The sequence below is a fragment of the Agrobacterium sp. ST15.13.015 genome (assembly GCF_027871645.1).
GTDB classification, from domain to species: domain Bacteria; phylum Pseudomonadota; class Alphaproteobacteria; order Rhizobiales; family Rhizobiaceae; genus Agrobacterium; species Agrobacterium leguminum.
The window spans coordinates 254,284-279,799 of record NZ_JAQAHF010000005.1 but is presented as its reverse complement, the minus strand read 5'-3'; the positions used below and the strand labels follow the sequence as shown (position 1 = coordinate 279,799).

General features: G+C 59.2%; 29 protein-coding genes. 20 read left to right on the top strand and 9 right to left on the bottom strand.

The features are described from left to right. Nucleotides 1-53: 53 nt before the first annotated feature. The 3 genes from cobA (at nt 54) to PIB16_RS10455 (ending at nt 3,574) form a co-directional block, all read left to right on the top strand. On the top strand, nt 54-842 hold the full coding sequence (gene cobA / locus PIB16_RS10465; protein ID WP_271045573.1) for a uroporphyrinogen-III C-methyltransferase: 789 nt from the start codon (nt 54-56) through the stop codon (nt 840-842). Further along, entirely contained in the window at nt 839-2,155 is a 1,317-nt protein-coding gene (locus PIB16_RS10460) for a cobyrinate a,c-diamide synthase (protein WP_271045572.1), read from the top strand. The genes cobA and PIB16_RS10460 overlap by 4 nt, the downstream gene beginning before the upstream one ends. Before the next feature lie 168 nt (nt 2,156-2,323). Continuing rightward, nucleotides 2,324-3,574: a cytochrome-c peroxidase gene (locus tag PIB16_RS10455; protein WP_271045571.1), complete on the top strand. Its 1,251-nt coding sequence runs from the start codon at nt 2,324-2,326 to the stop codon at nt 3,572-3,574. On the opposite strand, the gene leuB is transcribed toward PIB16_RS10455, so the two are convergent. The 3 genes from leuB to PIB16_RS10440 all read right to left on the bottom strand — a co-directional run bounded on the left by leuB (nt 3,555) and on the right by PIB16_RS10440 (nt 5,891). Next, entirely contained in the window at nt 3,555-4,667 is a 1,113-nt protein-coding gene (leuB, locus tag PIB16_RS10450; RefSeq protein WP_065657028.1) for a 3-isopropylmalate dehydrogenase, read from the bottom strand. The two genes, PIB16_RS10455 and leuB, sit on opposite strands and share 20 nt — an antisense overlap. 222 nt (nt 4,668-4,889) lie before the next feature. Continuing rightward, entirely contained in the window at nt 4,890-5,495 is a 606-nt protein-coding gene (gene leuD / locus PIB16_RS10445; protein ID WP_271045570.1) for a 3-isopropylmalate dehydratase small subunit, read from the bottom strand. Nucleotides 5,496-5,660: 165 nt separating this feature from the next. Next, nucleotides 5,661-5,891: a hypothetical protein gene (locus PIB16_RS10440; protein WP_020809819.1), complete on the bottom strand. Its 231-nt coding sequence runs from the start codon at nt 5,889-5,891 to the stop codon at nt 5,661-5,663. A gap of 110 nt (nt 5,892-6,001) precedes the next feature. Here PIB16_RS10440 and PIB16_RS10435 point away from each other — a divergent pair, with 110 nt between their 5' ends. After that, nucleotides 6,002-6,913: an HpcH/HpaI aldolase/citrate lyase family protein gene (locus PIB16_RS10435; protein ID WP_271045569.1), complete on the top strand. Its 912-nt coding sequence runs from the start codon at nt 6,002-6,004 to the stop codon at nt 6,911-6,913. Next, on the top strand, nt 6,910-7,116 hold the full coding sequence (locus PIB16_RS10430) for a DUF1737 domain-containing protein (RefSeq protein ID WP_003505258.1): 207 nt from the start codon (nt 6,910-6,912) through the stop codon (nt 7,114-7,116). The genes PIB16_RS10435 and PIB16_RS10430 overlap by 4 nt, the downstream gene beginning before the upstream one ends. Nucleotides 7,117-7,135: 19 nt before the next feature. On the opposite strand, the gene PIB16_RS10425 is transcribed toward PIB16_RS10430, so the two are convergent. Next, nucleotides 7,136-7,576: a metallopeptidase family protein gene (locus PIB16_RS10425; protein ID WP_003520258.1), complete on the bottom strand. Its 441-nt coding sequence runs from the start codon at nt 7,574-7,576 to the stop codon at nt 7,136-7,138. A gap of 330 nt (nt 7,577-7,906) precedes the next feature. On the opposite strand from PIB16_RS10425, the gene rplU reads away from it, so the two are divergent. From rplU to PIB16_RS10355, 14 genes are all read left to right on the top strand, one after another. Next, nucleotides 7,907-8,221 (top strand): 50S ribosomal protein L21, encoded by a 315-nt coding sequence (gene rplU / locus PIB16_RS10420; RefSeq protein ID WP_003492690.1) that lies wholly within the window; start codon nt 7,907-7,909, stop codon nt 8,219-8,221. A gap of 40 nt (nt 8,222-8,261) precedes the next feature. Then, nucleotides 8,262-8,531 carry a 50S ribosomal protein L27 gene (gene rpmA, locus PIB16_RS10415; RefSeq protein WP_003492686.1) on the top strand — a complete coding sequence of 90 codons (270 nt, stop codon included), beginning with the start codon at nt 8,262-8,264 and terminating at the stop codon, nt 8,529-8,531. A gap of 131 nt (nt 8,532-8,662) precedes the next feature. Beyond that, complete coding sequence (locus PIB16_RS10410) at nt 8,663-9,295, top strand: GNAT family N-acetyltransferase (protein WP_003505256.1); 633 nt, start codon at nt 8,663-8,665, stop codon at nt 9,293-9,295. Then, entirely contained in the window at nt 9,292-9,885 is a 594-nt protein-coding gene (locus PIB16_RS10405) for a GNAT family N-acetyltransferase (RefSeq protein ID WP_271045568.1), read from the top strand. The genes PIB16_RS10410 and PIB16_RS10405 overlap by 4 nt, the downstream gene beginning before the upstream one ends. Before the next feature lie 168 nt (nt 9,886-10,053). Further along, entirely contained in the window at nt 10,054-11,124 is a 1,071-nt protein-coding gene (gene obgE, locus PIB16_RS10400) for a GTPase ObgE (protein ID WP_035265258.1), read from the top strand. Beyond that, nucleotides 11,121-12,290: a glutamate 5-kinase gene (proB, locus tag PIB16_RS10395; protein ID WP_078052300.1), complete on the top strand. Its 1,170-nt coding sequence runs from the start codon at nt 11,121-11,123 to the stop codon at nt 12,288-12,290. The genes obgE and proB overlap by 4 nt, the downstream gene beginning before the upstream one ends. Further along, on the top strand, nt 12,283-13,569 hold the full coding sequence (locus PIB16_RS10390) for a glutamate-5-semialdehyde dehydrogenase (protein WP_271045567.1): 1,287 nt from the start codon (nt 12,283-12,285) through the stop codon (nt 13,567-13,569). Before proB ends, PIB16_RS10390 begins: the two co-directional genes overlap by 8 nt. Nucleotides 13,570-13,611: 42 nt before the next feature. Beyond that, nucleotides 13,612-14,196 carry a nicotinate-nucleotide adenylyltransferase gene (locus tag PIB16_RS10385; RefSeq protein WP_434782048.1) on the top strand — a complete coding sequence of 195 codons (585 nt, stop codon included), beginning with the start codon at nt 13,612-13,614 and terminating at the stop codon, nt 14,194-14,196. 113 nt (nt 14,197-14,309) lie between these two features. Then, complete coding sequence (gene rsfS, locus PIB16_RS10380) at nt 14,310-14,753, top strand: ribosome silencing factor (RefSeq protein WP_035236703.1); 444 nt, start codon at nt 14,310-14,312, stop codon at nt 14,751-14,753. A gap of 159 nt (nt 14,754-14,912) precedes the next feature. Continuing rightward, nucleotides 14,913-15,395, top strand: coding sequence for a 23S rRNA (pseudouridine(1915)-N(3))-methyltransferase RlmH (rlmH, locus tag PIB16_RS10375; protein ID WP_078052301.1), 483 nt, complete (start codon nt 14,913-14,915; stop codon nt 15,393-15,395). Between the two features lie 158 nt (nt 15,396-15,553). Then, entirely contained in the window at nt 15,554-16,951 is a 1,398-nt protein-coding gene (locus PIB16_RS10370) for a murein hydrolase activator EnvC family protein (protein ID WP_080857110.1), read from the top strand. Beyond that, nucleotides 16,941-18,269 (top strand): S41 family peptidase, encoded by a 1,329-nt coding sequence (locus tag PIB16_RS10365; RefSeq protein WP_065656868.1) that lies wholly within the window; start codon nt 16,941-16,943, stop codon nt 18,267-18,269. The genes PIB16_RS10370 and PIB16_RS10365 overlap by 11 nt, the downstream gene beginning before the upstream one ends. A 62-nt stretch (nt 18,270-18,331) precedes the next feature. Beyond that, nucleotides 18,332-19,531 carry a divergent polysaccharide deacetylase family protein gene (locus tag PIB16_RS10360; protein ID WP_078052303.1) on the top strand — a complete coding sequence of 400 codons (1,200 nt, stop codon included), beginning with the start codon at nt 18,332-18,334 and terminating at the stop codon, nt 19,529-19,531. Nucleotides 19,532-19,577: 46 nt separating this feature from the next. Then, nucleotides 19,578-20,090, top strand: coding sequence for an RNA pyrophosphohydrolase (locus PIB16_RS10355; RefSeq protein WP_020811992.1), 513 nt, complete (start codon nt 19,578-19,580; stop codon nt 20,088-20,090). A 42-nt stretch (nt 20,091-20,132) separates the two neighbouring features. On the opposite strand, the gene bfr is transcribed toward PIB16_RS10355, so the two are convergent. From bfr to PIB16_RS10335, 4 genes are all read right to left on the bottom strand, one after another. Further along, nucleotides 20,133-20,618, bottom strand: coding sequence for a bacterioferritin (bfr, locus tag PIB16_RS10350; RefSeq protein ID WP_003520274.1), 486 nt, complete (start codon nt 20,616-20,618; stop codon nt 20,133-20,135). Then, complete coding sequence (locus tag PIB16_RS10345; RefSeq protein WP_003505234.1) at nt 20,584-20,895, bottom strand: (2Fe-2S)-binding protein; 312 nt, start codon at nt 20,893-20,895, stop codon at nt 20,584-20,586. The genes bfr and PIB16_RS10345 overlap by 35 nt, the downstream gene beginning before the upstream one ends. Nucleotides 20,896-21,160: 265 nt before the next feature. Next, a complete protein-coding gene (gene phbB / locus PIB16_RS10340) occupies nt 21,161-21,886 on the bottom strand; it encodes an acetoacetyl-CoA reductase (RefSeq protein ID WP_125145364.1) in 726 nt (241 codons plus the stop codon). A 171-nt stretch (nt 21,887-22,057) separates the two neighbouring features. Then, the gene (locus tag PIB16_RS10335; protein ID WP_080856879.1) at nt 22,058-23,239 is read right to left on the bottom strand and encodes an acetyl-CoA C-acetyltransferase; all 1,182 of its coding nucleotides are present in this window, start codon (nt 23,237-23,239) and stop codon (nt 22,058-22,060) included. Nucleotides 23,240-23,482: 243 nt separating this feature from the next. On the opposite strand from PIB16_RS10335, the gene phaR reads away from it, so the two are divergent. Beyond that, nucleotides 23,483-24,058, top strand: a complete 576-nt coding sequence (gene phaR, locus PIB16_RS10330; RefSeq protein WP_003520279.1) for a polyhydroxyalkanoate synthesis repressor PhaR — start codon at nt 23,483-23,485, stop codon at nt 24,056-24,058. A gap of 56 nt (nt 24,059-24,114) precedes the next feature. Here phaR and PIB16_RS10325 read toward each other — a convergent pair whose 3' ends face one another. After that, on the bottom strand, nt 24,115-25,491 hold the full coding sequence (locus tag PIB16_RS10325) for an MFS transporter (RefSeq protein WP_174039744.1): 1,377 nt from the start codon (nt 25,489-25,491) through the stop codon (nt 24,115-24,117). Between the last annotated feature and the right edge of the window lie 25 nt (nt 25,492-25,516).

Genomic DNA, 25,516 nt, shown 5'->3' with positions numbered 1-25,516 from the left:
TTTCTATAGCCGGGACGGCTTTTTCCGTCATCGTTAAAAAGCAGCCAAGAAGAATGTCGATAGCGCAGATTTTGAACAGCATTGCCGCAAAAGGTCCGGTCTTCGAGGCCGGTCACGTCTGGCTCGCGGGCGCAGGGCCGGGCGACGTGCGTTATCTGACGCTGGAAGTGGCGCTCGCGCTGTCTCAGGCCGATATTATCGTGCGCGATGCGCTGGTGAGCGACGAAGTCATAGCGCTTGGTCCGCAGGCGGAGATTGTGTTTGCGGGCAAAAGGGGTGGCAAGCCCTCCGCGACGCAGGATGATATTACCGCTTCGCTCATCGATTTCGCCGGCCAGGGCAAAAAGGTGCTGCGGCTGAAGGGCGGTGATCCCTTTATTTTCGGGCGCGGCGGCGAAGAGGCGGAGGCGCTTGTCCATGCCGGCATTCCATTTCGCATATTGCCGGGCATGACCTCGTCGTTCACCGCGCTCGCTTCCGCCGGCATCCCCGCCACCATGCGCGGCATCAGCCGCGCCATAACTCTTGCCACGGGCCACGCGGCGGGCACCGAAGAGGATCTGGACTGGCTGGCGCTGGCGAAAACACGCGAACCCATCGTCGTTTATATGGGGCTCAAGAATATCGGCACGATCGCCAGCCTTCTGATGCAGGGTGGCCGTTCCGCCAAAACGCCGGTCGCCGTCATTATGTCGGCAACGACAGCGCAGGAGCGGATTTTCATCGGCTCGCTGAAAAGCATAGCTGACGATGCAATCAGGCAAAATTTCGAAGCGCCAGCTTTGATCGTCATCGGCGAGATTGTTTCGATGCGGGCGCGTCTTGGAGTATCCGGCTCATGACGGCGCGGGCGATCATCATCGGTGCGCCGCGTTCGGGTTCCGGCAAGACCAGCGTAACTATCGGTCTGCTCCGGGCCTTTGCCCGACGCGGCATCAAGGTGCGCGGCATCAAGACCGGGCCTGACTACATTGATCCCGGTTTCCATGCCTTCGCCACCGGCACAGCCGGTCTTAATCTGGATAGCTGGGCCATGCGGCCGGAATTGCTGCGGCACCTGTTTTCGCAGCAGGCCGAGGATACGGAACTCGTTCTGATCGAAAGCGCCATGGGCCTGTTCGACGGCATTCTGGTTGCGGAAAATCGTACAGGTTCGGCGGCGGATCTGGCGCGGCTGTTCGGCATTCCCGTGTTGCTGGTGCTGGATGTGTCCGGCCAGTCGCAGACGGCTGCTGCCGTCGCCCATGGTTTTGCTCACTACGATCCGGCCGTTACCATGGCAGCCGTTGTGTTGAACCGGGCGGGCAGCGAAAGACACCGGACGCTGTGCACGGAAGCCATCGAAAAAATCGGCCTTTCCGTTGTCGGCTGCGTGCTGCGTGATCCGTCGCTTATCCTGCCTGAACGGCATCTGGGGCTGGTGCAGGCCAGCGAACATCCGGAAATCGATGCGCATATAGAACGGCTGGCGGATGCGATGGAAAAATCCATCGATCTCGATGCCCTGCTTTCTCTCGCTGCGCCGGTGAATGTGCCTTCCGGCTCGGTGGACATGGCGATTGCACCGCCCGGCCAGCGCATCGCGCTGGCAGAGGATGCGGCGTTCACTTTCCTTTATCCGCATCTCAGGAAGCAGTGGCAGGCGGCGGGAGCCGAGATCGTGCCGTTCTCGCCGCTCGCGGATGAGGCGCCTGACGGGAACTGCGATATCTGCTGGCTGCCGGGCGGGTACCCCGAGCTTTTTGCCGGAAAGCTTGCGGATGCGGCTGGTTTCAAGGCGGGTATTGCCCGCTTTGCTGCGACAAAGCCTGTTCATGGCGAGTGCGGCGGCTACATGGTGCTCGGCGAGGCGCTGGAAGATGCGGATGGCGTGACCCATTCCATGACCGGGCTTCTGTCGCATGCCACCAGCTTTGCGACGCGCAAGATGAATCTCGGCTACCGGCAGGCAACAATCGCGGCAAGCGGACCGCTTGGCGCGGCGGGTGATGTTCTGCGCGGCCATGAATTCCACTATGCGCGGGTTACCGATCCCGGCCGCGATGAGCCCTTCGCCCAGATTGCTGACGGGCAGGGTCGTCCGCTCGGGCCATCCGGTGGCAGGAGAGGTCTTGTCTCGGGGACTTTTTTCCACGCCATCGCCAGAGGCGGTTGATCGTTTCCGGGTGTTGCCCGTGGACCTGCGGCAAAGTGGACCAAGCTGCGAAAGTTTGTAGGCCTGGATTACGGGAAAGTGCTATAGATTTCTTATAGGGCATGGACGCGCGGAGTTATCTCCCGGTCCGAACCTGCTCTCGCGCATTTATATCGAGCGTGCCTACCGATGATGAAACCCGGATTTTTTGTCTCCGCTGCTCTTGCCGCATCCATTCTGCTGGCCCCCTTGGGCACCGGTGTCGATGGCATGGCTGCCCATGGTGGTGAAGACTATGCGACGCTGGAAAAGCTCGGTGCGGCGCTTTTCGACGATCCCAGTCTTTCGATGAACCGCACCATGGCCTGTTCCACCTGCCATATGCAGGCCGCCGGTTTTTCCGATGCGCGGGAGAGCGACAAGGTGGGACGGGATGTATCGCTCGGCGATGATGGTATTTCACTGGGCGACCGCAACGCGCCGACCGCAGCTTATGCCCGCTTCACGCCGCCTTTCGGCAGGAATGCGGCGGGAGAATATGTCGGCGGACAGTTCTGGGATGGCCGCGCCTCCCTGCTTGAAGATCAGGCGGGCGGTCCGCCGCTCAATCCCCTCGAAATGGGCATGCCGGACAAGGCCTCGGTCGTCAAACGGCTCAGGGAAAACCCGGACTATGTCGCGGCTTTCGGCACGCAGTTCGGCAAGGATGTTTTTGAAAGCGACGACACCGCCTATGCCGCGATGACGAAGGCGCTGGCGAGCTTTGAGCGTTCGGATGAGTTCTCCACCTTCGATTCCAAATATGACCGCTTCCTGCGCGGTGAGGAGAAGCTGACCGATCAGGAAGAGCTGGGTCGGGTCCTGATCTCCTCGACGCAATTCACCAATTGCAATACCTGCCATGAAATCCGCGGCGCCAAGGGCCTGGAGGACGGCCTCTTCACCAACCACAAATATTTCAACATCGGCGTTCCGGCCAATATATCGGTTCGGGCCGTGAACGGCTCCAAGCCGGGCGCGGTCGATCTGGGTCTGGCGCAAAATCCTGAAGTTGCCGGCGATACCGCCCAGCGTGGCAAGTTCAAGGTGCCGACGTTGCGCAATGTCGCCGTCACCGGTCCTTACATGCACAATGGTGTGTTTAAGGATTTGCGTACGGTAGTGCTGTTTTATGTGAAATATAAAAGCAAGAAGCCGAGCCGCCAGATCAATCCGGAAACGGGTAAGACGTGGGATGCGCCGGAAGTGCCTGAAAATATCGCCATGGCGGAACTGACATCCGCGCCGGCGCTGGACGACAAGCGTGTGGACGCCATCGTCGCCTTTCTGAAAACGCTGACTGACAAAAGATATGAGCATCTTCTGCCGAAGGAAGATGGGCAGGCAAAGGTGCCGCCTGCCCAACCGGTTTCGTCGAGCCTTACGCCGAAAGCGCCTTGAATTCGGCGAGAACCGCGTCGCCCATTTCAGAGGTGCCGACCTGACGGCTGCCCTCGGCCATGATGTCGGCGGTGCGGATGCCCTTGTCCAGCACGTTTGCGATCGCTGCTTCGAGCTTCGTTGCCTCATCCACCATGTTGAACGAGTAACGCAGGCACATGGCGAAGGACGCGATCATGGCGATGGGGTTGGCGATGCCCTTGCCGGCAATATCCGGGGCCGAACCGTGGACCGGCTCATACATGGCCTTGCGCTTGCCCGTCTTGGCGTCAGGCGCGCCGAGCGAAGCGGACGGCAGCATGCCGAGCGAGCCGGTGAGCATGGCGGCGACGTCGGAGAGCATGTCGCCGAAGAGGTTGTCGGTGACGATGACGTCGAACTGCTTGGGCTTGCGCACCAGCTGCATGCCGCCGGCATCGGCCAGCATATGTTCCAGCTGAACATCCTTGAACTTGGCGGCATGGGTTTCGGTGACCACCTGGTTCCACAGAACGCCTGACTTCATCACGTTGCGCTTTTCCATCGAGCAGACGCGGTTGTCGCGGGTGCGGGCCAGTTCGAAAGCGACGCTGGCGATGCGCTCGATCTCGAAAGTGTCGTAGATCTGCGTGTCGATGCCGCGCTTTTGGCCGTTGCCGAGATCGATGATCTGCTTCGGTTCACCGAAATAAACGCCGCCCGTCAGCTCGCGGACGATGAGGATATCGAGGCCTTCGACCAGTTCCGGCTTCAGCGAAGAGGCCGCGGCAAGCGCCGGATAGCAGATGGCGGGGCGCAGATTGGCGAAAAGTTCGAGATCCTTGCGCAGACGAAGCAGACCGGCTTCCGGGCGGTGCTCGTAGGGCACGCCATCCCATTTCGGGCCGCCGACGGCGCCGAACAGGATCGCATCGGCGGCAAGCGCCTTTTCCATATCCGCATCGGAAATCGCCACGCCGTGGGCATCATAGGCAGAGCCGCCGACCAGACCTTCCGCAACGGTGAAGCCGGCATTGTGCGCGCTGTTCATATAATCGATCAGCTTGCGAACTTCGGCCATGGCTTCGGGGCCGATACCGTCACCGGGCAGCAGGAAAAGCGAACGGACTGTCATGAGAAACCCTCCTTGGGCGGCGCGCCGGAAAACATCCTGAAGGGTTTTCGATTGCGGCGAGCGCGGCGTCAAACTCATTCCGTCCTGCACATGGCAAATCGTGTCGCAGCCGGACGGGATCGGAGGCTTCTTATATCCGCCTCAAGGGCTTTTCAAGCAAAGCAAAAGCCGATCCGGTACTGTTTGGTACGGGATCGGCTTTTTTGAAGAGCGGAAATGTGGTCAGGCCCAGGGGCGGACCGAGGCGTTTGCCTTTTCGAACGTGTCGATGGCGCCCGAATGTTCGAGCGTCAGGCCGATATCGTCCAGACCGTTCAGCATGCAGTGACGCTTGAATTCGTCGATCTCGAAGGTGATCGTGCCGCCATCGGGGCCGCTGATTTCCTGATTTTCCAGATCGACGGAGAGAACGGCGTTCGATCCGCGCGACGCATCGTCCAGCAACTTTTCGAGGTTCTCGGGACTGACGACGATCGGCAGGATGCCGTTCTTGAAACAGTTATTGTAGAAGATGTCGGCGAAGCTGGTGGAGATCACGCAGCGGATGCCAAAATCGAGAAGCGCCCATGGCGCATGTTCGCGCGAAGAGCCGCAACCAAAATTGTCACCGGCGACAAGAATCTGGGCGTTCTGGTAGGCGGGCTTGTTCAGTACGAAATCCGGATTGGGTGAACCATCCTCAAGATAACGCGACTCGGCGAAGAGGCCCTTGCCGAGGCCGGTGCGCTTGATGGTCTTCAGATAGTCTTTCGGAATGATCATATCGGTGTCGATATTGACCACCGGCATGGGCGCGGCAACGCCCGTCAGCTTGGTGAATTTTTCCATCTGTCGCTTCCCGTGTTTCCCTTCAACAAAATCCGGGGCTGGTTAAAGCTCACCGGACGTGTTCTGCCGGGAAATACTGCAAAACTCATCACTTTAGAAGCGCAAACCCGCGTTCTTCGGTACGCCGCGCGCGGCGCTCTGGCATTTTGCCGATTCGAGACGATCTCAGAGATCGATAATCGTGCCCTTGCCGTCGTTCCAGACGCGCATATCGCGCTGGTTACGGGGCTTGACCGGAATGGGGGCCGGCTTCAGACGCGCGGAAAGCAGGCGGGCAGCACTGAGAACCGCGAGCACGCCGATAAAAGCGACCGTGAGCGACGCGGTGAAAAGGGCGACTATCGCGAGAATTGCAATGCCGGATGCGGCGATGAAAAACGAACGTATGCCTTGCATGATCCAAACCTTTCTATCCAGACGAATGTGGGCCTTCTTCTTCCGGCTTGCAAGAGGATTCAGTGGATTGTCAGCTTGCAGATGTCACAAAAGCTTGACACAAGTGCGGCATGGTCAACTTTTCCGAAAATATTCTTGTGAGACCACGTCGTTCGTTGCTCTCCGTGCCGGCCATCAATGTCCGGGCACTGGAAAAAATCCGCTATCTCGATTGTGACGGAGTGATCCTCGATCTGGAGGATTCGGTCGCGCCCGGGATGAAGGACGAGGCGCGGGACAATCTGCAAAAGCTGTTTTCGCAAGCGCCCTTTGCAGCGGGCGAGATCATTATCCGCATCAACCCGCTTTCCACGCCCGACGGTAAGGCGGATTTGCAGCTTGTGCTTTCCTGCCGGCCGGATGCAATTCTTTTGCCGAAGGTGGAGCAGCCGGCCGATATTCACGATGTGGCCGATCTTCTGGCCGAGGCGGATGCGCCTGAGCACCTGAAAATCTGGGCGATGATCGAAACGCCGCTTGGTGTCCTGAATGCCGCCTCGATTGCTGACGCGGCCCATACGCCGGATGCGCGGCTTTCGGCTTTTGTCATCGGGCTCAACGACCTGCGTAAGGCAACGAGGGTGTCGGCCCTTCCCGGACGCACTTATCTCGTGCCCTGGATGATGCAGGTGGTGCTTGCCGCCCGTGCCTATGGTCTGGATGTCATCGACAGCGTCTCGAACGATTTCCGCGATATCGCCGCTTTCGAAGCCGAATGTGAGCAGGGTCGCGCCATGGGGTTCGATGGCAAGATGCTGATCCACCCGGCACAGATCGAGCCGGCCAACCGGCGCTTCGCCCCGGACGAGGCAGCGGTTGCGGAAGCCCGCGAGATCATTGCCGCTTTCGCAAAACCCGAATCTGTGGAATTGAACGTCATCAACATGAACGGCCGCATGATCGAGCGGCTGCATGTGGGGCAGGCCGAAAGGCTGGTCGCCATGGCCGATATCATCGCACAAAGAGAGGCAAATAAGACGTGAAGGTCTATCGTTTCATAACCGGTCCCGACGACGCGAAATTCTGTCACCGGGTCACCGAGGCGCTGAACAAGGGATGGGAACTCGCGGGTTCGCCAAGCTACGCCTTCAACGCCGCAAGCGGCGTCATGCATTGCGGCCAGGCCGTGACCAAGGTGGTCGAGGGCAAGGAATACCATCCGGATATGAAGCTCGGCGAGCAGTGAGCGGCGGTAGCCGCCCCGATCAGCGATCGGCGGCGGCCTCGTCGGCGCTTTCTTCGATCCGCTCCATGTCGTCATCCGACAGGCCGAAATGATGGCCGATCTCGTGGATGAGGACATGGGTGATGATATCGCCCAGGGTTTCCTCGTTCTCGGCCCAGTAGTCGAGAATGGGACGGCGATAAAGCGTGATGCGGTTCACCATCTCACCCGTTTCCATGGTGAAACGTTCGGAGATGCCGCGTCCTTCGAACAGTCCGAGAAGATCGAAGGGTGTTTCGAGCGCCATGTCTTCGAACACGTCATCGGTCGGAAAATCGGCGATCTCGATGATGAGATCTTTCGTCAGCGCGCGAAATTCTTCCGGCAGGTGGCCATATGCCTCGATCGCGAGCGACTCGAAGGCGGAAAGTGTCGGCGCATGGCGGTCCCGCCAATCGTCGGTCTGGTCTATGCGGGCCATTTCTGCTCCTTGTTGGAAGGCCCATATAAACACTTGCTGGACAAATTTCGAGACCCGACTGCTTCACCCGCCGAAAAAGCATGAAATTCTTGGCGTTACAGTTACTTTTCAAGCCGTCGTCATCTTGACATAAACGGGCGTCTCGCGTAATCGGCACCCAAATTGATGGCGTAGTGCGCCTTCTGTTTATTCCGCCCTTCAAAAGGCGGCTTCACCGGCAGACATTCAAAAGGGCGTTCAGTCCTGACGGATTTCCGCTATTCCGACTGATAAAAAGACGGCCAGCTTGCATTTGCGGGCAGAGCCGGAACGAACATGAAAGGATAAAAAATGTTCGCAGTCATCAAGACCGGCGGTAAGCAGTACCGCGTAGCGGCCGACGCCGTGCTGACCATCGAAAAGCTGGAAGCAGAGGCAGGCGCAACTGTAGAATTCACCGAAGTTCTCGTTGTTGGCGAAGGCGCCGACGCCAAGTTCGGTGCTCCCTTCGTCAAGGGCGCCATCGTCAAGGCTGAAGTTGTCGAGCACAATCGCGGCAAGAAGGTCATCGCCTTCAAGAAGCGTCGTCGTCAGAACTCCAAGCGTTCGCGCGGCCATCGTCAGCATCACACTGTCGTCCGCATCACGGACATCGTTGCTGCCTGATCGGCGCGACACGGGAAACAAGGTTTAAAGGAGAACTCCAATGGCACACAAAAAAGCTGGCGGTTCCTCGCGTAACGGTCGCGATTCCGAATCCAAGCGCCTTGGCGTAAAGAAGTTCGGCGGCGAAGCTGTCATTCCAGGCAACATTATTCTGCGTCAGCGCGGCACGCAGTGGCATCCGGGCGCCAATGTTGGCATCGGCAAGGACCACACGATTTTCGCACTGACCGCAGGTAACGTGAACTTCCGTACGAAGGCCAACGGCCGCGTATTCGTATCCGTGGCCCCGAAAGCGGAAGCCGCAGAATAAGCCGGTAAGCGTCATATGCAGCCGGTGTCCCATCGACCCGGCTGAGACGTATCAGGTTCAGTCAAGAAAACAGGGGAGATGGGGCACCACCCAACTCCCCTTTTTCTTTAACCCCAAGGAGGGACTGAACCATGCAAGCTGAATTGTTGAGGGTCGACCAATCACGGTCACCCGAAGAGCGGCCGAGGCCCGATCGGTCGAGGAGCGATTGCCCCGTTTTACTGTCGCAGAGGCTGGTTTTGCGTAAGCCTCACGAAGAAGACATCGACGCCCTTGCCCATCTTGCCAACAATGCCAATATCGCGACCATGGTGTCGCGTATGCCGCACCCTTACACGGCCAAAGACGCCGCGGATTTTGTGCGACGCTCCAAAGCTGGCGAGATTGGCAAGTGCGTCTATGCGATTACCCGCATGGACAATGGCGAGTTTCTGGGCTGCTGCGCGCTCGAACCCCAGGAAGACGAAAAGACGCTGGAAATCGGTTACTGGCTGGGGGAACCCTACTGGAACCGGGGTTACATGACGGAAGCCGCGCATGCGCTGATCGACATGGCCTTCCGCACGCGTGAAATCGACCAGATCGATGCCCGTTGCCGGGTCACCAACATCGCGTCGCGCCGCGTCATCCAGAAATGCGGTTTCCAGTTCCAGGGCTCCGGCATGGTCGGTTCGCTGGCGCTTGGCGGCATGGTGCCGGTCGAATGGTACAGGCTGGACCGCAAGACCTGGGTTTCGCTGAAGAGCTGGGGGGATATGGGATGAGCACGATAGAGCTTACCCGTCGCCGCGCCGCCACTGCCGTGGCGCCGCCCGGCCCCTGCCCTGTCATCGACACAAAGCGTCTGGTGCTGCGGCCGCAGCGGCTTTCCGATGCCGGCAGCATTGCGGAATCGCTTGGCGATTTCGCCGTGACCAGAATGTTGGCCCGCGTCCCGGCGCCCTACCACAAGCAGGATGCGCTGGAATGGCTGGTCTTGCGCACCTCTGGCACGCTGCCCGACTGGGATTTCGCCATTACCAGCGGTGACGACACTCTGATTGGCGTCGTCTCGGTGGAATTGCGGCACGGCGAGTGGCATCTCGGCTACTGGCTGAACCGCTTCTACTGGGGCAAGGGTTACATGACCGAGGCGGTGGCCGCCGTGGTCGAGCGGTTCTTCCGCCGTATGCCCGGAGTGGTTCTGCATTCCGGCGTGTTTGCGGATAACCCCGCTTCGCTGCGTGTGCAGGAGAAACTTGGCTTCCGGGTGACCGGCTGCCACCAAATCTATGCCACGGCGCGCGCCGCCATGGTGGCGCATATCGATACGATGATCACGGCTGAAGATTTCATTCCGCCGCATCGTACTTGAGGAGCATTACAAGGCCGGTTTGATCCAAACCGGCCTTGTGTCGCGCATGGGCTTCCCGCACGATAGTCTTTGACCTTGCGGAGAAGCGCTTGTATTCGAAACGACGATATTTTTGTTCGACGCAATGGCAAGATTGTTGCGTCCGCAAACCGACAGAACGGCAGTCCGATGAAATTTCTCGATGAAGCAAAAGTCTATATCAAGTCCGGTGACGGTGGCGCGGGCGCCGTTTCCTTCCGGCGCGAAAAATTCATCGAATTCGGCGGTCCTGACGGTGGCGATGGCGGACGCGGCGGCGATGTCTGGGTTGAGGTGGTCAACGGCCTCAACACGCTGATCGATTTCCGTTTCCAGCAGCATTTCAAGGCCTCGATCGGACAGCACGGCATGGGCAAGACCCGCACCGGCGCCAAGGGCTCGGATGTGGTGCTGAAGGTGCCCGTCGGTACACAGATCTTCGAGGAAGACAATGAGACGCTGATCGTTGACCTTACCAAGGAAGGCCAGCGTTTTCGCCTTGCCGCCGGCGGCAACGGCGGCTTCGGCAATGCCTATTTCAAGTCGTCGACCAATCAGGCGCCGACGCACGCCAATCCCGGCCTTGCAGGCGAGGAAAAAACTGTCTGGCTGCGGCTGAAGCTGATCGCTGATGCGGGTCTCGTTGGCCTTCCGAATGCGGGTAAGTCCACTTTCCTTGCGACAGTTACCCGCGCGCGACCGAAGATTGCCAACTATCCTTTCACCACGCTGCATCCGAACCTAGGCGTCGCGACAATCGATGGCCGTGAATTCGTGCTGGCCGATATTCCCGGCCTCATCGAAGGCGCGCATGAGGGTGTGGGCATCGGTGACCGTTTCCTCGGCCATGTGGAGCGTACCCGTGTGCTTCTGCATCTCGTTTCCGCGCAGGAAGAAAAGGTCGGCAAGGCCTATAAGACCGTTAAGGCCGAGCTGGACGCCTATGGCGGCGGGCTGACCGACAAACCGGAAATCGTGGCGCTGTCGCAGATCGACGTGCTGGATGAAAAGGAACTGAAAAAGAAGGCCAAGGAGCTGGAGAAGGCCTGTGGTCGCCCGCCGCTTCTTTTGTCCGCTGCCGCGCATATTGGCATGACGGAAGCCCTTCGCGCCCTTCGCGATGTCATCGTCTCGGCGAGCAATGGTGGCGAAACCGCCCTGCCCGACCGGTCGATGCCGCATGAGGACAGCGAGGCCGAGGAAGAGGACGACCGTCTATGAGCCTGACGCGCAAGCCGCTGGCGAGCCATCACCGGATCGTCATCAAGATCGGGTCGGCGCTTCTGGTGGACCGGAAGACCGGTCTCAAGAAAGACTGGCTCGACGCCATCTGCGAGGATATCGCCGCGCTGAAGAAAAATGGCGCGGATGTGCAGGTTGTGTCGTCGGGCGCCATCGCGCTTGGCCGCACCGTGCTTGGCCTGCCTTCCGGTGCATTGAAGCTGGAAGAAAGCCAGGCGGCGGCGGCTGTCGGCCAGATCGCGCTGGCGCGGGCATGGTCGGAAAGCCTGTCGCGGCATGAGATCGTCGCCGGCCAGATTCTTCTGACGCTCTCCGATACCGAAGAGCGTCGCCGTTATCTCAATGCGCGCGCCACCATCAACCAGTTGCTGAAGATCGGCGCTATCCCGATCATCAATGAAAACGATACCGTGGCGACCACCGAAATCCGCTATGGCGACAATGACCGTCTGGCGGCGCGTGTGGCGACCATGACGGGCGCCGATCTTCTGGTGCTGCTTTCGGATATTGACGGGCTTTACACGGCTCCGCCGCATCTCGATCCCGACGCGAAATTCCTTGAGACAATTGCCGATATTACGCCAGACATCGAGGCCATGGCAGGCGGTGCGGCATCCGAGCTTTCACGCGGCGGTATGCGCACCAAGATCGACGCGGGCAAGATCGCGACGGCTGCCGGCTGCGGCATGATCATCGCTTCCGGCAAGACGCTTAATCCTTTGAAGGCTATTGAAAACGGCGCGCGCTCCTCATGGTTTGCGCCTTCGGGCACGCCGGTGACGGCGCGCAAGACCTGGATTGCCGGGCAATTGCAGCCGGCCGGCGAAATCCATGTGGATGCCGGTGCGGAGAAGGCTCTTTATGCCGGAAAAAGCCTGCTTCCGGCGGGTGTGCGACTGGTGAAGGGCAATTTCGGCCGTGGTGATGCAATCGCCATTATCGGTGCGGAAGGCCGTGAAGTCGCTCGTGGTCTTGCGGGTTACGATGCTGAAGAGGCGCGCCTTATCATCGGTCACAAGTCCAACGAGATCGAGGCGATCCTCGGTTATGTCGGGCGGGCGGCCATGATTCATCGTGACGATCTGGTGATGACGGGCGCTGCCGTCAAAGTTAAAAATGCAAAGAAGGATGAGGTCCATGCCTGAACAGGCCGTGAAGCAGAGCCATGATATTGACGCGCTGATGATGACCATCGGCGCTCAGGCGAAAGCTGCTTCGCGACCGTTGTCCATCGCCGGTACAGACCAGAAGAACCGCGCGCTGCTTGCCATGGCCTCCGCCATCGAGGCATCCAGGGATGCGATCCTTGCCGCCAACAGGAAAGATCTGGCTGCGGCGGAAAGCGCAGGCCTTGCCGCTTCCTTCGTGGACAGGCTGACCCTCAACGATGCAAGGATCGCCGGTATTGCCGAAGGCATCCGTTCGGTTGCGGCGCTGCCCGATCCGGTCGGCGAAGTCATCGCCGCCTGGGATCGTCCGAATGGGCTGAAGATCGAGCGCGTGCGCACGCCGCTCGGCGTCATCGGTGTGATCTACGAAAGCCGCCCAAACGTGACGGCGGATGCCGGCGCTTTGTGCCTCAAGGCGGGCAATGCCGTCATTCTGCGTGGCGGCTCGGATTCTCAGCATTCATCGCGTGCTATCCATGCCTGCCTCGTGGAAGGTCTGAAGATAGCCGGTCTTCCCGAGCATGCCATTCAGCTGGTGCCGGTGACCGACCGCGCCGCTGTCGGCGCGCTTCTCAGCGGCCTGAACGGCACGGTTGACGTCATCGTGCCACGCGGCGGCAAAAGCCTCGTGGCGCGGGTGCAGTCGGAAGCCCGTGTGCCGGTCTTCGCGCATCTGGACGGCATTTGTCATGTCTACATCGACAAATCGGCCGATCTCGACATGGCGAAACGTATCGTCGTCAACGCCAAGATGCGTCGCACCGGTATTTGTGGGGCGGCTGAGACGCTGCTGGTGGATGCCGCTGCCGTTTCCACCCATCTTGCGCCGCTCGTCGAAGCTTTGATCGAAGCTGGCTGCGAAGTGCGCGGTTCGCAGGCCGTTCGCGACGTGGTGGCGGGTCTCGCACCGGCAACGGAAGAGGACTGGCGCACCGAATATCTCGATGCGATCATTTCGGTCGCCGTGGTGGAGGGTATTTCAGGCGCGATCGAGCATATCGGCACCTATTCGTCCAACCACACCGAGGCGGTTATCGCCGAGGATCCCGATGTGGTCGCGCGTTTCTTCAACGAACTCGATTCGGCCATTCTGCTGCACAATGCCTCCACGCAGTTCGCGGACGGCGGCGAGTTTGGCATGGGTGCTGAAATCGGCATTGCCACGGGTAAGATGCATGCGCGCGGCCCGGTGGGCGTCGAGCAGCTCACCTCGTTTAAATACCGTGTGCATGGCACCGGCCAGACACGGACCTGATATTTGCCGGCTGACAAGCGCCTCGACAGACGTTATCTCACCATGCCGCATGTGGAGCGCGGCATGGTTGTCGGCCTGTTCGGTGGTTCTTTCAATCCGCCACATGCCGGTCACGCGCTTGTTGCAGAGATTGCGCTGCGCAGGCTCGGTCTCGATCAGCTGTGGTGGATCGTTACACCGGGCAACCCGCTGAAAAGCCGCTCAGACCTGTCGTCTCTGGAAGATCGCATCGCCGCCTGCGAAAAGCTGGTCCACGATCCGCGCATCAAGGTGACGGCCTTCGAAAAATCACTGGGGATGAGCTATACGGCCAATACGCTCGCCAAGGTGAAGGCGAAAAATCCGCATGTCCGTTTCATCTGGATCATGGGAGCGGATAATCTGAAAAGCTTCCATCGCTGGCAGAAATGGCGGCGGATCGCCGAGACATTTCCGATTGCCGTGATCGATCGGCCAGGCTCCACGCTCTCTTATCTCTCCTCCACCATGGCGCAGGCCTTCAGCCATGCACGGGTGGATGAGGACGATGCCGGTGTTTTGTGGAAAAAAGCGGCCCCTGCCTGGGTTTTCATTCACGGTCCGCGCTCGACGCTCAGCTCCACGGCGTTGCGCAACGGTCGTAAATGACGCCTTCGATCACAAATGATGTATGTGTCGGGTGTCGATGGGTCCATATCTTGAAAAGTTAATGCTTTGATGCCACCTTTATTGTGTGACGCAGAGAATCGCGTCGCCAGTACCTGTTTTGTCATTCTTGGAAAGGAAAACCTCTGACAACAGTACACGCCAAGGGAAGAGCATTTGTTGCTATCCCGAAGGGCCAGGACAGTGGCGCCGATGCCGCCGGCCATGCCCTCGAAACCGTCCTCGCGAGCCTCGAGGACTCCAAGGCTGAAGATATTGTCTCTCTCAACATTGCCGGAAAATCGGCGCTTGCGGACTACATGGTCGTGGTCTCCGGGCGGTCGAACAGGCATGTTTCGGCGATTTGCGAGCATCTTCTCAAGGACATGAAGGATGAAGGGTTCGGAAACGCCCGCGTCGAAGGTCTCGAGACCGGAGACTGGGTGCTGATCGATACCGGCGACATCATCGTTCACGTGTTCCGACCGGAAATCCGCGCCTTCTACAACATTGAAAAAATGTGGGCGACGCCGGACATGCCGGAAGAGACGCTGCATTGATGCGGTGAGCCTTTGAGCGAGTGCATCGCTTTTGCCGAAGATCATATCTGACTTCGGAAACGGTGCCTCTGGCCGGAAATCAGGCCGGCCGCATAGGAATCCGCAGGCTATGCTGTTAAGAGCGTGACCCTGTTGGGTCACGACGAATGCAGGTTTGCGATGCGGATTTCAATTTTTGCGGTGGGACGGCTGAAATCCGGCCCCGAAAAGGATCTTGCGGCCCGTTATATCGAGCGCCTGGCAAAGACCGGCCCGGCGATCGGGCTGGAGTTTTCGCGGGTGATCGAGGTTGCCGAAAGCCGCGCTTCCAATGCGGAGACCCGCAAGCGCGAAGAAGCCGCGATGCTGGAAAAACATTTGGCCGATGGTGCTGCCCTCGTGCTGCTGGACGAGCGCGGAAAGGCGCTGGACAGTCCCGCCTTTGCTTCATTCTTTGGCGATTTGCGCGATAGCGGCAAGCGAGACCTCGTGATCGCCATAGGCGGAGCCGATGGGCTCGATCCCGCGCTCTACGACAAGGCGGCGGCCGTTCTCAATCTCGGCAAGCTGACATGGCCGCATCAGATCGTTCGTATCCTGATCGCCGAGCAGCTTTACCGTGCCGTCACGATCCTCTCCGGTCATCCCTATCATCGCGTTTGATTGGGTTTCGATTCGGAGAATTGTCTCAATTTCAACATGAAGCTTCGCGACACCGCTGACAGCGCACGGCTTTGGCAGCGGCCTTTCCAGGCCTCTTGGAAGATCGCGGTAAAATCCCTAATATCGGCGCTTCTGCTTCGGCATCAAAGAAAGTTCACATGGACAATAGGCCTCAACGAAAACGGCACGCTGCCCTTGCGGGCGCGGTTATTGCTGCTTTCGTCATGGGCATCGGTCCAACCTATTCGCGCGACGATGCGGGCGCCGTTCCGGCCGCAGGCGATGATTCGTCGCCGGATGCGCTGCAAACGCTGGAGAAGCGCCGCGACCAGAACCGGCAGGATCTGGAGGAGCTGGTCGACAGCATCGGTCTTTCGGAAGACAAGACAAGGAAGCTTGAGGAAAGCATCGCGTCCCTCAATCAGGACAGCGCCCGCATCCGGGAAGAGCTGATCGCATCGGCTGCCCGGCGCAAGGCGCTGGAAACCAAGATCAGCGACGGTGAGGATCGCCTGGCCAAGCTTTCCGTGCGGGAGGATGGCGTCAAGGCGTCGCTGCGGGAAAGACGCGGCGTGCTGGCGGAGGTTCTGGCGGCGTTGCAGCGCATGGGCCGAAACCCGCCCCCCGCCCTTCTCGTCTCGCCGGAGGATGCGCTGGCGTCCGTGCGAAGCGCCATTCTTCTCGGCGCCGTTGTGCCCGGTATTCGCGGTGAAACCGACAAGCTGGTTGCCGCTCTCAAAGAATTGACCGATCTGAGACAGGCAATCGCTCGCGAAAAGGACGATCTTACGGGTATGATGACGGCAAGTCTGGAAGAGGAAAAACGCCTCGACCTGCTGATTGCCGAAAATGACCGCAAGAACACCCAGACGGCGGCGGAGCTGGAGGCGGAACGCAAGCGATCTGAGGAGCTTGCAAGCAAGGCGACGAGCCTCGAGGGGCTGGTCAGTTCGCTTGAAGGCGAGATTACCTCGGTGCGGGAGGCTATGGAAAAGGCGCGGGCGGAAGAGCAGCGTCTGGCCCGTCTTTCGGAAGCGGAACGCGAAAAGGAGCGGGCCGCGGCCGAGGCTGGAATGCCCGATAAAAACCGTATTGCGCCCGCATATCCGTTCGCGAGTTTGAAGGGAAAGCTGGAGCTGCCGGTTACCGGCGAAGTGTTGCGGCGCTTCGGCGATGCGGACGGAACGGGCCACTTTTCCAAGGGAATTGTCGTCGCGAGCGGACCGGAAGCCATCGTGACGGCGCCTGCAGACGGCTTCGTGGTGTTTGCCGGAGATTTTCGCAGTTATGGCCGGATGATCATCCTCAATACGGGTGATGGATATCATGTGGTGATGACGGGCATGGACAATGTGAGGACGCGGCAGGGAATGTTCGTGTTCTCCGGAGAGCCCATCGCCTCCATGGGTGCAAAAAGAGTAGCGAGTGCAGCAGCATTGGCGCTGGAAACCGACAGGCCAACGCTCTACATTGAGTTCAGGAAAGATGGTGTACCGGTTGATTCTCAGCCGTGGTGGACCGCAAAAAATACCGGAAGGGCGCACAATGATTCGTAAGGTTTCGCTTCTCCTTATCGGTGGGCTTATGGGCGCCACGGCGATGAGCGTGATTTATTCGGCGAGCATGCCGGCACAGGCGGCCGGGCCTTCGACCTATAAGGAACTGTCGATCTTTGGCGATGTGTTCGAGCGCGTGCGCGCACAATATGTGACGCCGCCGGATGACGAGAAGCTGGTGGAAAATGCCATTAACGGCATGCTGAGCTCGCTCGATCCGCATTCGAGCTTCATGAATGCCAAGGATGCCAACGACATGCGCACCCAGACCAAGGGTGAATTCGGCGGTCTCGGCATCGAAGTGACCATGGAGAACGAGCTCGTCAAGGTCATTACGCCGATCGACGATACACCGGCTTCCCGTGCAGGCATTCTCGCCGGCGACTTCATTTCGGAAATTGACGGTACGCCGGTTCGTGGCCTGAAGCTGGAACAGGCGGTCGAAAAGATGCGCGGCGCGGTGAAAACGCCGATCAAGCTGACGATCATCCGCCAGGGCGCTGACAAGCCGCTCGAATTCACCGTCATGCGCGATGTCATTGCCGTTCGCGCGGTGAAGTCCCGCGTCGAGGGCGACAATGTCGGTTATCTGCGCGTCATCTCCTTTACCGAGAAGACCTATGACGATCTCGAAAAGGCGATCAAGAAGATCAAGGCGGATGTGCCGGCCGACAAGCTGAAGGGCTATGTGCTCGACCTTCGCCTCAACCCGGGCGGTTTGCTCGATCAGGCGATCAATGTCTCCGACGCCTTCCTCGAGCGCGGCGAGGTCGTTTCGACCCGTGGCCGTAACCCTGACGAGACCCGCCGCTTCAACGCGACGGCAGGCGATCTGACCGATGGCAAGCCCGTAATCGTGCTCGTCAACGGCGGTTCGGCTTCGGCTTCGGAAATCGTTGCCGGCGCCCTGCAGGATCTGCGCCGTGCGACCGTGGTCGGCACGCGTTCCTTCGGTAAGGGTTCGGTCCAGACGATCATTCCGCTCGGCGAGGCGGGCGCGCTGCGCCTGACCACGGCGCTCTACTACACGCCGTCGGGTAAATCGATCCAGGGTACGGGCATTGAGCCTGACATCAAGGTCGAACAGCCATTGCCGCCCGAGCTGCAGGGCAAGGTGACCACCGAAGGTGAATCCGGTCTTTCCGGCCACATCAAGGGTCAGAGCGAAACCGACGAAGGTTCGGGTTCCTCCGCTTATGTTCCGCCGGAAGCCAAGGATGACATCCAGCTCAACTATGCTCTGGACCTGTTGCGCGGCGCAAAGACGGATCCGTCTTTCCCGCCGAACCCGGAAAAGGCTGTGGTCAACAAGCAGTAAGATAGTGCGCCGGTCAGCCGGCGCATTCCATCTATTGCCCAACCGTTTGGACGGATCGTTCATTGCCTTCGGACCTGCGAAAACCGCTTCTGGGTCGTCAGAAAAAAAGCGCCGGTATCAACCGGCGCTTTTCCGTCATTATGGCTCTGTCGGTGCTTGCGGTTTTCTCAATCGGCGGCCTGTCGGTCTATACGGCGCTTTCGCCCGGCAATTTGCAGAAGACGGCGAACGGGCCGGATGCACAGCCTCAGCTTGCCGAAAAGACGCCTGAAATCGCACCGGCCGATGTAACGACTCCCGGCGACGCCGCCGGTCTCCAGCCGCAAAGCGGCCGCTCCGGCGCCAATATCAATCGCGAGACGATGCCTGACGGCAATGTCGTATCGGTTTACTCTCCCCGCCCGCGCGAGAGTGACGGGCCCGTGCTGATGAGCGGCCAGACCTATGGTCAGGATCCGCGCATGGCGACGCGACCCAATGAGGAACTGCTGGAAGAAACCGCGTTTGGCAAATTGCCGGTTGTCGGTGCGGATGGTTTGCGGCCGATGGAGCAATATGCGCGGCCCTGGTCTGGTGCACGCGGCACCCGGGTGGCGATCGTGGTCGGCGGGCTGGGTCTCAGCCAGACGGGGTCGCAAAAAGCGATCCGGGAGCTGCCGCCGGAGGTGACGCTCGGTTTTGCCGCCAGCGGCAACAGCCTGCAGCGCTGGATGCAGGAAGCGCGCCGACAGGGACATGAAATCCTCCTGCAGATACCGCTTGAGCCTTTCGGTTACCCCGGCACCAATCCCGGCCCGGACACCCTGCTGGCGGGTGATCTCGCCAAGGTCAACATCGACCGGCTGCATCGCTCCATGGCGAAGATCACCAATTACACTGGCATCATGAATTATCTCGGCGGGCGTTTCCTTGCCGAGCAGGCGGCGCTGGAGCCGGTAATGCGCGACATCGGCAAGCGTGGCCTGCTGTTTCTGGATGATGGTTCTTCGGCGCAGTCGCTGAGCGGCGGCATTGCCAAGGCGATTTCCGCGCCACAGGGTTTTGCCGATATTCTGCTCGACAGTGAAGTCACCGAAGCTGCCATTCTGCGCAAGCTGGACGAACTGGAGCGAATTGCACGGCGTAACGGCCAGGCGATCGGCGTTGCTTCGGCTTTCGATGAAAGCGTTGCCGCGATCTCCAAGTGGTCGCGCGAGGCTGGCGGGCGCGGCATCGAGATTGTCGGTGTTTCTGCGCTTGTTTCCGGGCAGGCAGGGCAGTAAACCTTGCGTGCGGCCATTTCTGGCGCTCAGACAGTGCGGGTTTCCCATGACAATCAAAGCAGAAGATTTGCCTTACCGTCCCTGTGCGGGAATTATGGTGCTGAACGCCGAGGGCCTTGTCTGGGCCGGCAGGCGCATCAAGGAAGGCAATTCCGAATATGACGGCTCACCGCATCTGTGGCAGATGCCGCAGGGCGGCATCGATGACGGTGAACGGCCTCTGACGGCCGCCATTCGCGAACTCTACGAAGAAACAGGCATGAAAACGGTGAGCCTGCTTGCGGAGGCGAGCGACTGGATTCACTATGACCTGCCACCCGAACTGATCGGTATCGGTCTCAGGGGCAAATATCGCGGGCAGGCACAGCGCTGGTTTGCGTTCCGTTTCGAAGGCGACGAAAGCGAGATCCAGATCGATCCGCCGCCGACCGGGCACACGGCCGAATTCGACGCGTGGGACTGGAAGCCGATGGAAAGCCTGCCGGAGCTCATCGTACCGTTCAAGCGCGCCGTATACGAGCAGGTCGTGGCGGAGTTCCAGCACCTTTCCGGAAAATAAAAAAGGCGGCCAAGGCCGCCTTTTCTGTTTTGTCGCCAGTGCTTATTCCGCTTCGTTGGCGGAATCGGCGTTGAGCTGGCCGTATTTTTCCTCGCCGATCTTGCCGAGCAGTTCGAGCTGGGTTTCGAGAAAGTCGATATGGCCTTCCTCGTCGATCAGCAGTTCTTCGAAAAGCTTCATGGAGACGTAGTCTCCGGCCTCATAACAGATATCACGCGATTTCTTGTAGGAGGTGCGGGCGTCATATTCGCCGGCAAGGTCGGATTCCAGAACTTCCTTGACGTTCTGGCCGATGCGCAGGGGCGCGACGGTCTGAAGGTTGGGATGGCCTTCAAGGAAGATGATGCGTGCGACCAGCTTGTCGGCGTGCTGCATTTCCTCGATGGATTCAGCACGTTCCTTTTTGGCGAGCTTCGTGTAGCCCCAGTCTTCCAGCAAACGATAGTGAAGCCAGTACTGGTTTACCGCACCGAGTTCGAGAAAAAGGGCCTCGTTAAGCCGCTCGATGACTTTTTTGTCGCCTTTCAATGTCCGCTCTCCTGTTCTCTTCATGGAATTGCTTCAGGCGGGACATAAAATCAAAAACATCGGCCTCAGTCGAGTGGCGACGGGCATGATATTCTTCAGTGGTTTTGATGATCAGGTCGACAACGGTGGGGAAACAGCCGCAACAGCGACCGCGTTTTTCCATGGCGTGATACACTTTTGCAGGAACGATGAGCTGCCAACAGTCCTCGTCGAGGAGCTCGTTGATGACGTCCCGGATATCGTGATCGGTGATGTAATTGCAGCTGCAAACCAGCATGATGGACTGCCTGTATGACGCAACACGTTGTTTTCGTTCTTAAACCAAAACAGGACAGCAAATGTCAAGAAAAACCTCTTAATGAGTCGCCAAGGATTTCTAGACTCATTCTAAACTATACAAAAACTATCGTATTTTCATTAGTTTAGGCTGCGTGTCATTCCAGTGTTTCATCTTCAAGTTTTTGTGCGCGGCGAAATTATCGAAGCTGAGATCACGGAAAGTTTACTGGTTCAGGCCGGCGGGAAGTCAGGATCGACGGCCCTCAGGCGAAATATTGTCCGCCATTGGCCGTCATGGTGGAACCGGTGATGAAACCGGCCTCGTCGGAAACCAGAAACAGAACGCAGCGTGCGATTTCTTCCGGCTCACCCAGCCGTCCAATGGGAATTTGCGGCACGATCCGTTCCGCCAGAACCTTCTCCGGTATAGCTCTCACCATCTCCGTGCCGATGTAGCCGGGGCAGATGGCGTTGACGGTGATATTGCGGCTGGCGCCTTCCTGGGCGAGCGCCTTGGTAAAGCCGATGTCGCCCGCTTTGGAGGCGGAATAATTGGCCTGTCCCGCCTGGCCTTTCTGGCCATTGATGGAGGAGATGTTGACGATGCGGCCAAAGCCGCGGTCGCGCATGCCCGGCCATACGGGGTGGGTCATGTTGAACACGCCGGTGAGGTTGGTGTCGATCACCTCGCGCCATTGCTGCGGCGACATTTTATGGAACATCGCATCGCGGGTGATGCCGGCATTGTTGACGAGGACCTCGACGGGACCGAAGGTCTCTTCCACCCTGGCTATGCCATTGACGCAGGCGTCATAGTCGCGCACGTCCCACTGAAAAGCGGGGATGCCGGTTTCTTTCTGGAATGCTTCCGCCCTGTCCGTCGTGAAGGCATAATTGACGGCCACCCGGTAGCCGGCCGCCTGCAGGGCGCGGGCGATTGCGGCACCTATGCCGCTCGTCCCGCCGGAAATCAACGCAACCCGGCTCATATCGGCCTCCATGACCTGTCATTGAAGCGCCTGCATATGCGAGGATGCTTCCATATCTTGCAGAACTTGTTCGTCGTGCTCACCGGCCACAGAAATGCGGCCAATGGGAGGCCGCTTCTACCCTATTGCGCGCTGAACCGGAATTGCTTTTTGGCAAGTCGTGCGGCGGTTTCAGAGTGCTTCGATGCACATGGCGACACCCATGCCGCCGCCGATGCAGAGCGTTGCGAGACCCTTCGACACGTTACGGCGGCGCATTTCGAAAATCAGGGTGTTGAGGACGCGCGCGCCGGAGGCGCCGATCGGATGACCGATGGCGATCGCCCCGCCATTGACGTTGACGATAGCAGGATCAAGGCCAAGTTCGCGCACCACGGCGCAGGACTGGGCCGCAAAGGCTTCGTTGGCTTCCACAAGGCCAATATCGCTGATCGACCAGCCGGCCTTGGCCAGCGCCTTGCGGGAGGCAGGGATGGGACCGGTGCCCATGATTTGCGGATCGACACCCGCTGTCGCCCAGGAGGCGATACGGGCGAGCGGCCTGATGCCGCGCTTTCCTGCTTCCTGTTCCGACATCAAAAGCGTGGCGGCGGCGCCATCGTTCAGACCGGAGGCGTTGCCGGCCGTGACCGTCCCTTCCTTGTCGAAGGCGGGGCGGAGCTTGGCCATGGTTTCCAGCGAAGCTCCGGCGCGGATATGCTCATCTGTATCAATGACGATATCGGCTTTACGGCCCTTCACCGTGAAAGCCACGATCTCATCTGCAAAACGGCCAGCGCTTTGCGCGGCTTCGGCCTTGTTTTGCGATGCGACGGCGAATTGGTCCTGCTCGTCGCGGGAAAGCTGCCATTGGCGGGCGATGTTTTCAGCGGTGATGCCCATGTGATAGCCATAAAAGGCGTCAGTAAGGCCATCTTTCAGCATGGTGTCGATCATCTTGAAATCGCCCATCTTCACGCCGCCGCGCAAATGGGCGCAGTGAGGGGCCATGGACATGGATTCCTGCCCGCCGGCAATGACGATGTTCGCGTCGCCGGTCGCGATCTGCTGCATGCCGAGGGCCACGGCACGCAGGCCGGAGCCGCAGAGTTGATTGAGGCCGAAGGCGGTCGCTTCCTGTGGAATGCCGGCCTTCATGGCAGCCTGCCGCGCCGGGTTCTGCCCCTCGCCCGCCGTCAGGACCTGACCGAGAATGACTTCATCGATTTCGTTTGCCGCGACACCGGCACGCTCCAGCACAGCGCTGATGACGGTCGCCCCGAGTTCGTGGGCTGGCGTATTGGCGAAGTGGCCATTGAAAGAGCCGACGGCTGTGCGCGCGGCGCTGGCAATCACGATTGAAGGCAGGGTCATCAGTTTTCTCCTCACTTGCGGGCGGAGACTGGCAAAGCTTTCAATACAAGTCAAATGGCGAAAGTTGCTTTAAAAGATGTTGCTAAATCACACTAAAATCTTGCGGAAAATTGCTGCGCAAAAAACAAACTGTTGCGATGCACAAAACATTTGTCAGAGGGCTCGTTTTGCGCATACACTTTGCGCCGGGAAGAGCAAGAAGACCAAAAAACAAGAAAATACCATCATCGCGAGGAGGCGGGCATGGCGAAACACGACGGCGAAACAATCATTAAAAAATACGCTAACCGGCGGCTCTACAACACCGGCACCAGCACCTATGTGACGCTCGATGATCTGGCGCAGATGGTCAAGCGCGGCGAGGATTTCAAGGTTCAGGATGCCAAGTCTTCCGAAGACATCACGCATGCGGTGCTGACGCAGATCATCGTCGAACAGGAGGCCAAAACCGGCAATACGTTGCTGCCGACGGCGTTTCTGCGGCAATTGATCTCCTATTACGGCGACCAGATGCAGATGGTCGTGCCGACATTTCTCGAACATTCGATGAAGACCTTTTCCGACCAGCAGAGCCAGATGCAGGAGCATATGGCCAAGGCTTTCGGTGATGGCTCGCTTGCCCGCAATTTTCAGGCGCCGCTGCAAATGATGGAAGAGCAGATCCGTCGCAATACAGAACTGTTCCGGCAGGCGATGCAGGGTTTTACACCTTTCGCAATGCCGCAGGCGCCCAAGGAAACCCGCAAGCCGAATGCATCCGAAATCGATGAGCTGAAGGCGCAGTTGCGCGCATTGCAGCAAAAGCTCGATCAGCTTTGATCCTGTCGGGCCGATGCCCGGTTTCAGCAAACCGCATCGGCTTTTGCTTCAGATTTTCAGCCTGCCGTTCTTTCCGGCACGCGCAGCAACAGCAGGAACCCTGATCCCAGAAATACGATGAGCGTCGCCATGCCGATATGGGCTGAGCCGCTTATTGTGGTTGCTATGGAAAACGACAGCGTCGCCATGAAGCTGGTGGCGCGTCCGGAGAGCGCATAGATACCGAAATAACGGCCCGCCTCCGCCACGGTGATGTTGCGGGCAAGATAAGATCGTGACGAGGCCTGAACGGGGCCGAAGGCAAGGCCGATCAAAACGCCATAAAGCAGATAGGCCTTTTCCGCGCCGGTGGCGAAGATGCCGCCATTATCTGCGGTCGACAATTGTATCCACCCGAAAAGGGTGGAGCCCTTTTCCGTTGAGACGATTCCGAGCGTGGCCAGCAACAGAAGCACGAGACTGATGAGGATGGTGATGCGCGACCCGAGCTTGTGGTCGACGCGCCCGGCGGCAAAGCAGCCAGCGATGGCAACGATATTGAGCAGGATGCCGAAGAGGCCGATTTCCATCGTTGCCCAGCCGAACATGCCGGCGGCGAAGGCCCCGCCGAGAATGAGAACGCCATTGACGCCATCCTGATAAAGCATGCGCGCAATCAGAAACCGCAACAGCACGGGGCGGTAGCGCAGCTCGCGCAGCGTGATCTTTAGTTCTCCCAATCCCGAGCGGATCGCGGCTGCGAAGGGCAAGCCCTTTTCAGCATCGGGAGTGATAAGAAACATCGGCAGAATGAAGATGAGATACCAGAGCGCCGCGAGCGGTCCGGTTATTCTGGCATCCTCGCCGGTTGCAGGATCGAGGCCGAAAAGAGGCTTGATACCGGCGATGGTCACCCCGGTCTGTGGATTTGCGGCCAGAAGCGTCACCACGGCAATCAGCACCACCATACCGCCGAGATAACCGAGCCCCCAGGCGAGATTGGAAATGCGCCCGACATTTTGTGGGTTGGTCAGGCGCGGCATCATGGAATCGTTGAAGACGATGGAAAATTCCGCCGCGATGGAGGCGAGGATCATACAGACGATTGGCAGGATGAGCGGCGAACCGGGTGCGGCAAACCACAGGGAAAATAGACTAACAATCTTGATGACGGCAAAGAAGGCGATCCACGGCTTGCGTGCGCCAGACTGGTCAGCGATGGAGCCGAGAATGGGAGAGAAGAGGGCGATGATGATCGAAGACACCGTCGCCATGTTGCTCCATGTCGCCTGCGCTGAAATCGGATCGTCGGTAAGCCGTGCGACGAAATAAGGCCCGAAAACGAAGGTCGTGACGACCGTGAAAAACGGCTGCGCCGCCCAGTCGAACATCACCCAGCCCCAGATGCCGCGTTTGGCAACTACTGTTTCCGCATTTGGGGAAGGGACAGTCATTCATCGTCCTATCGGAAAATCGGGA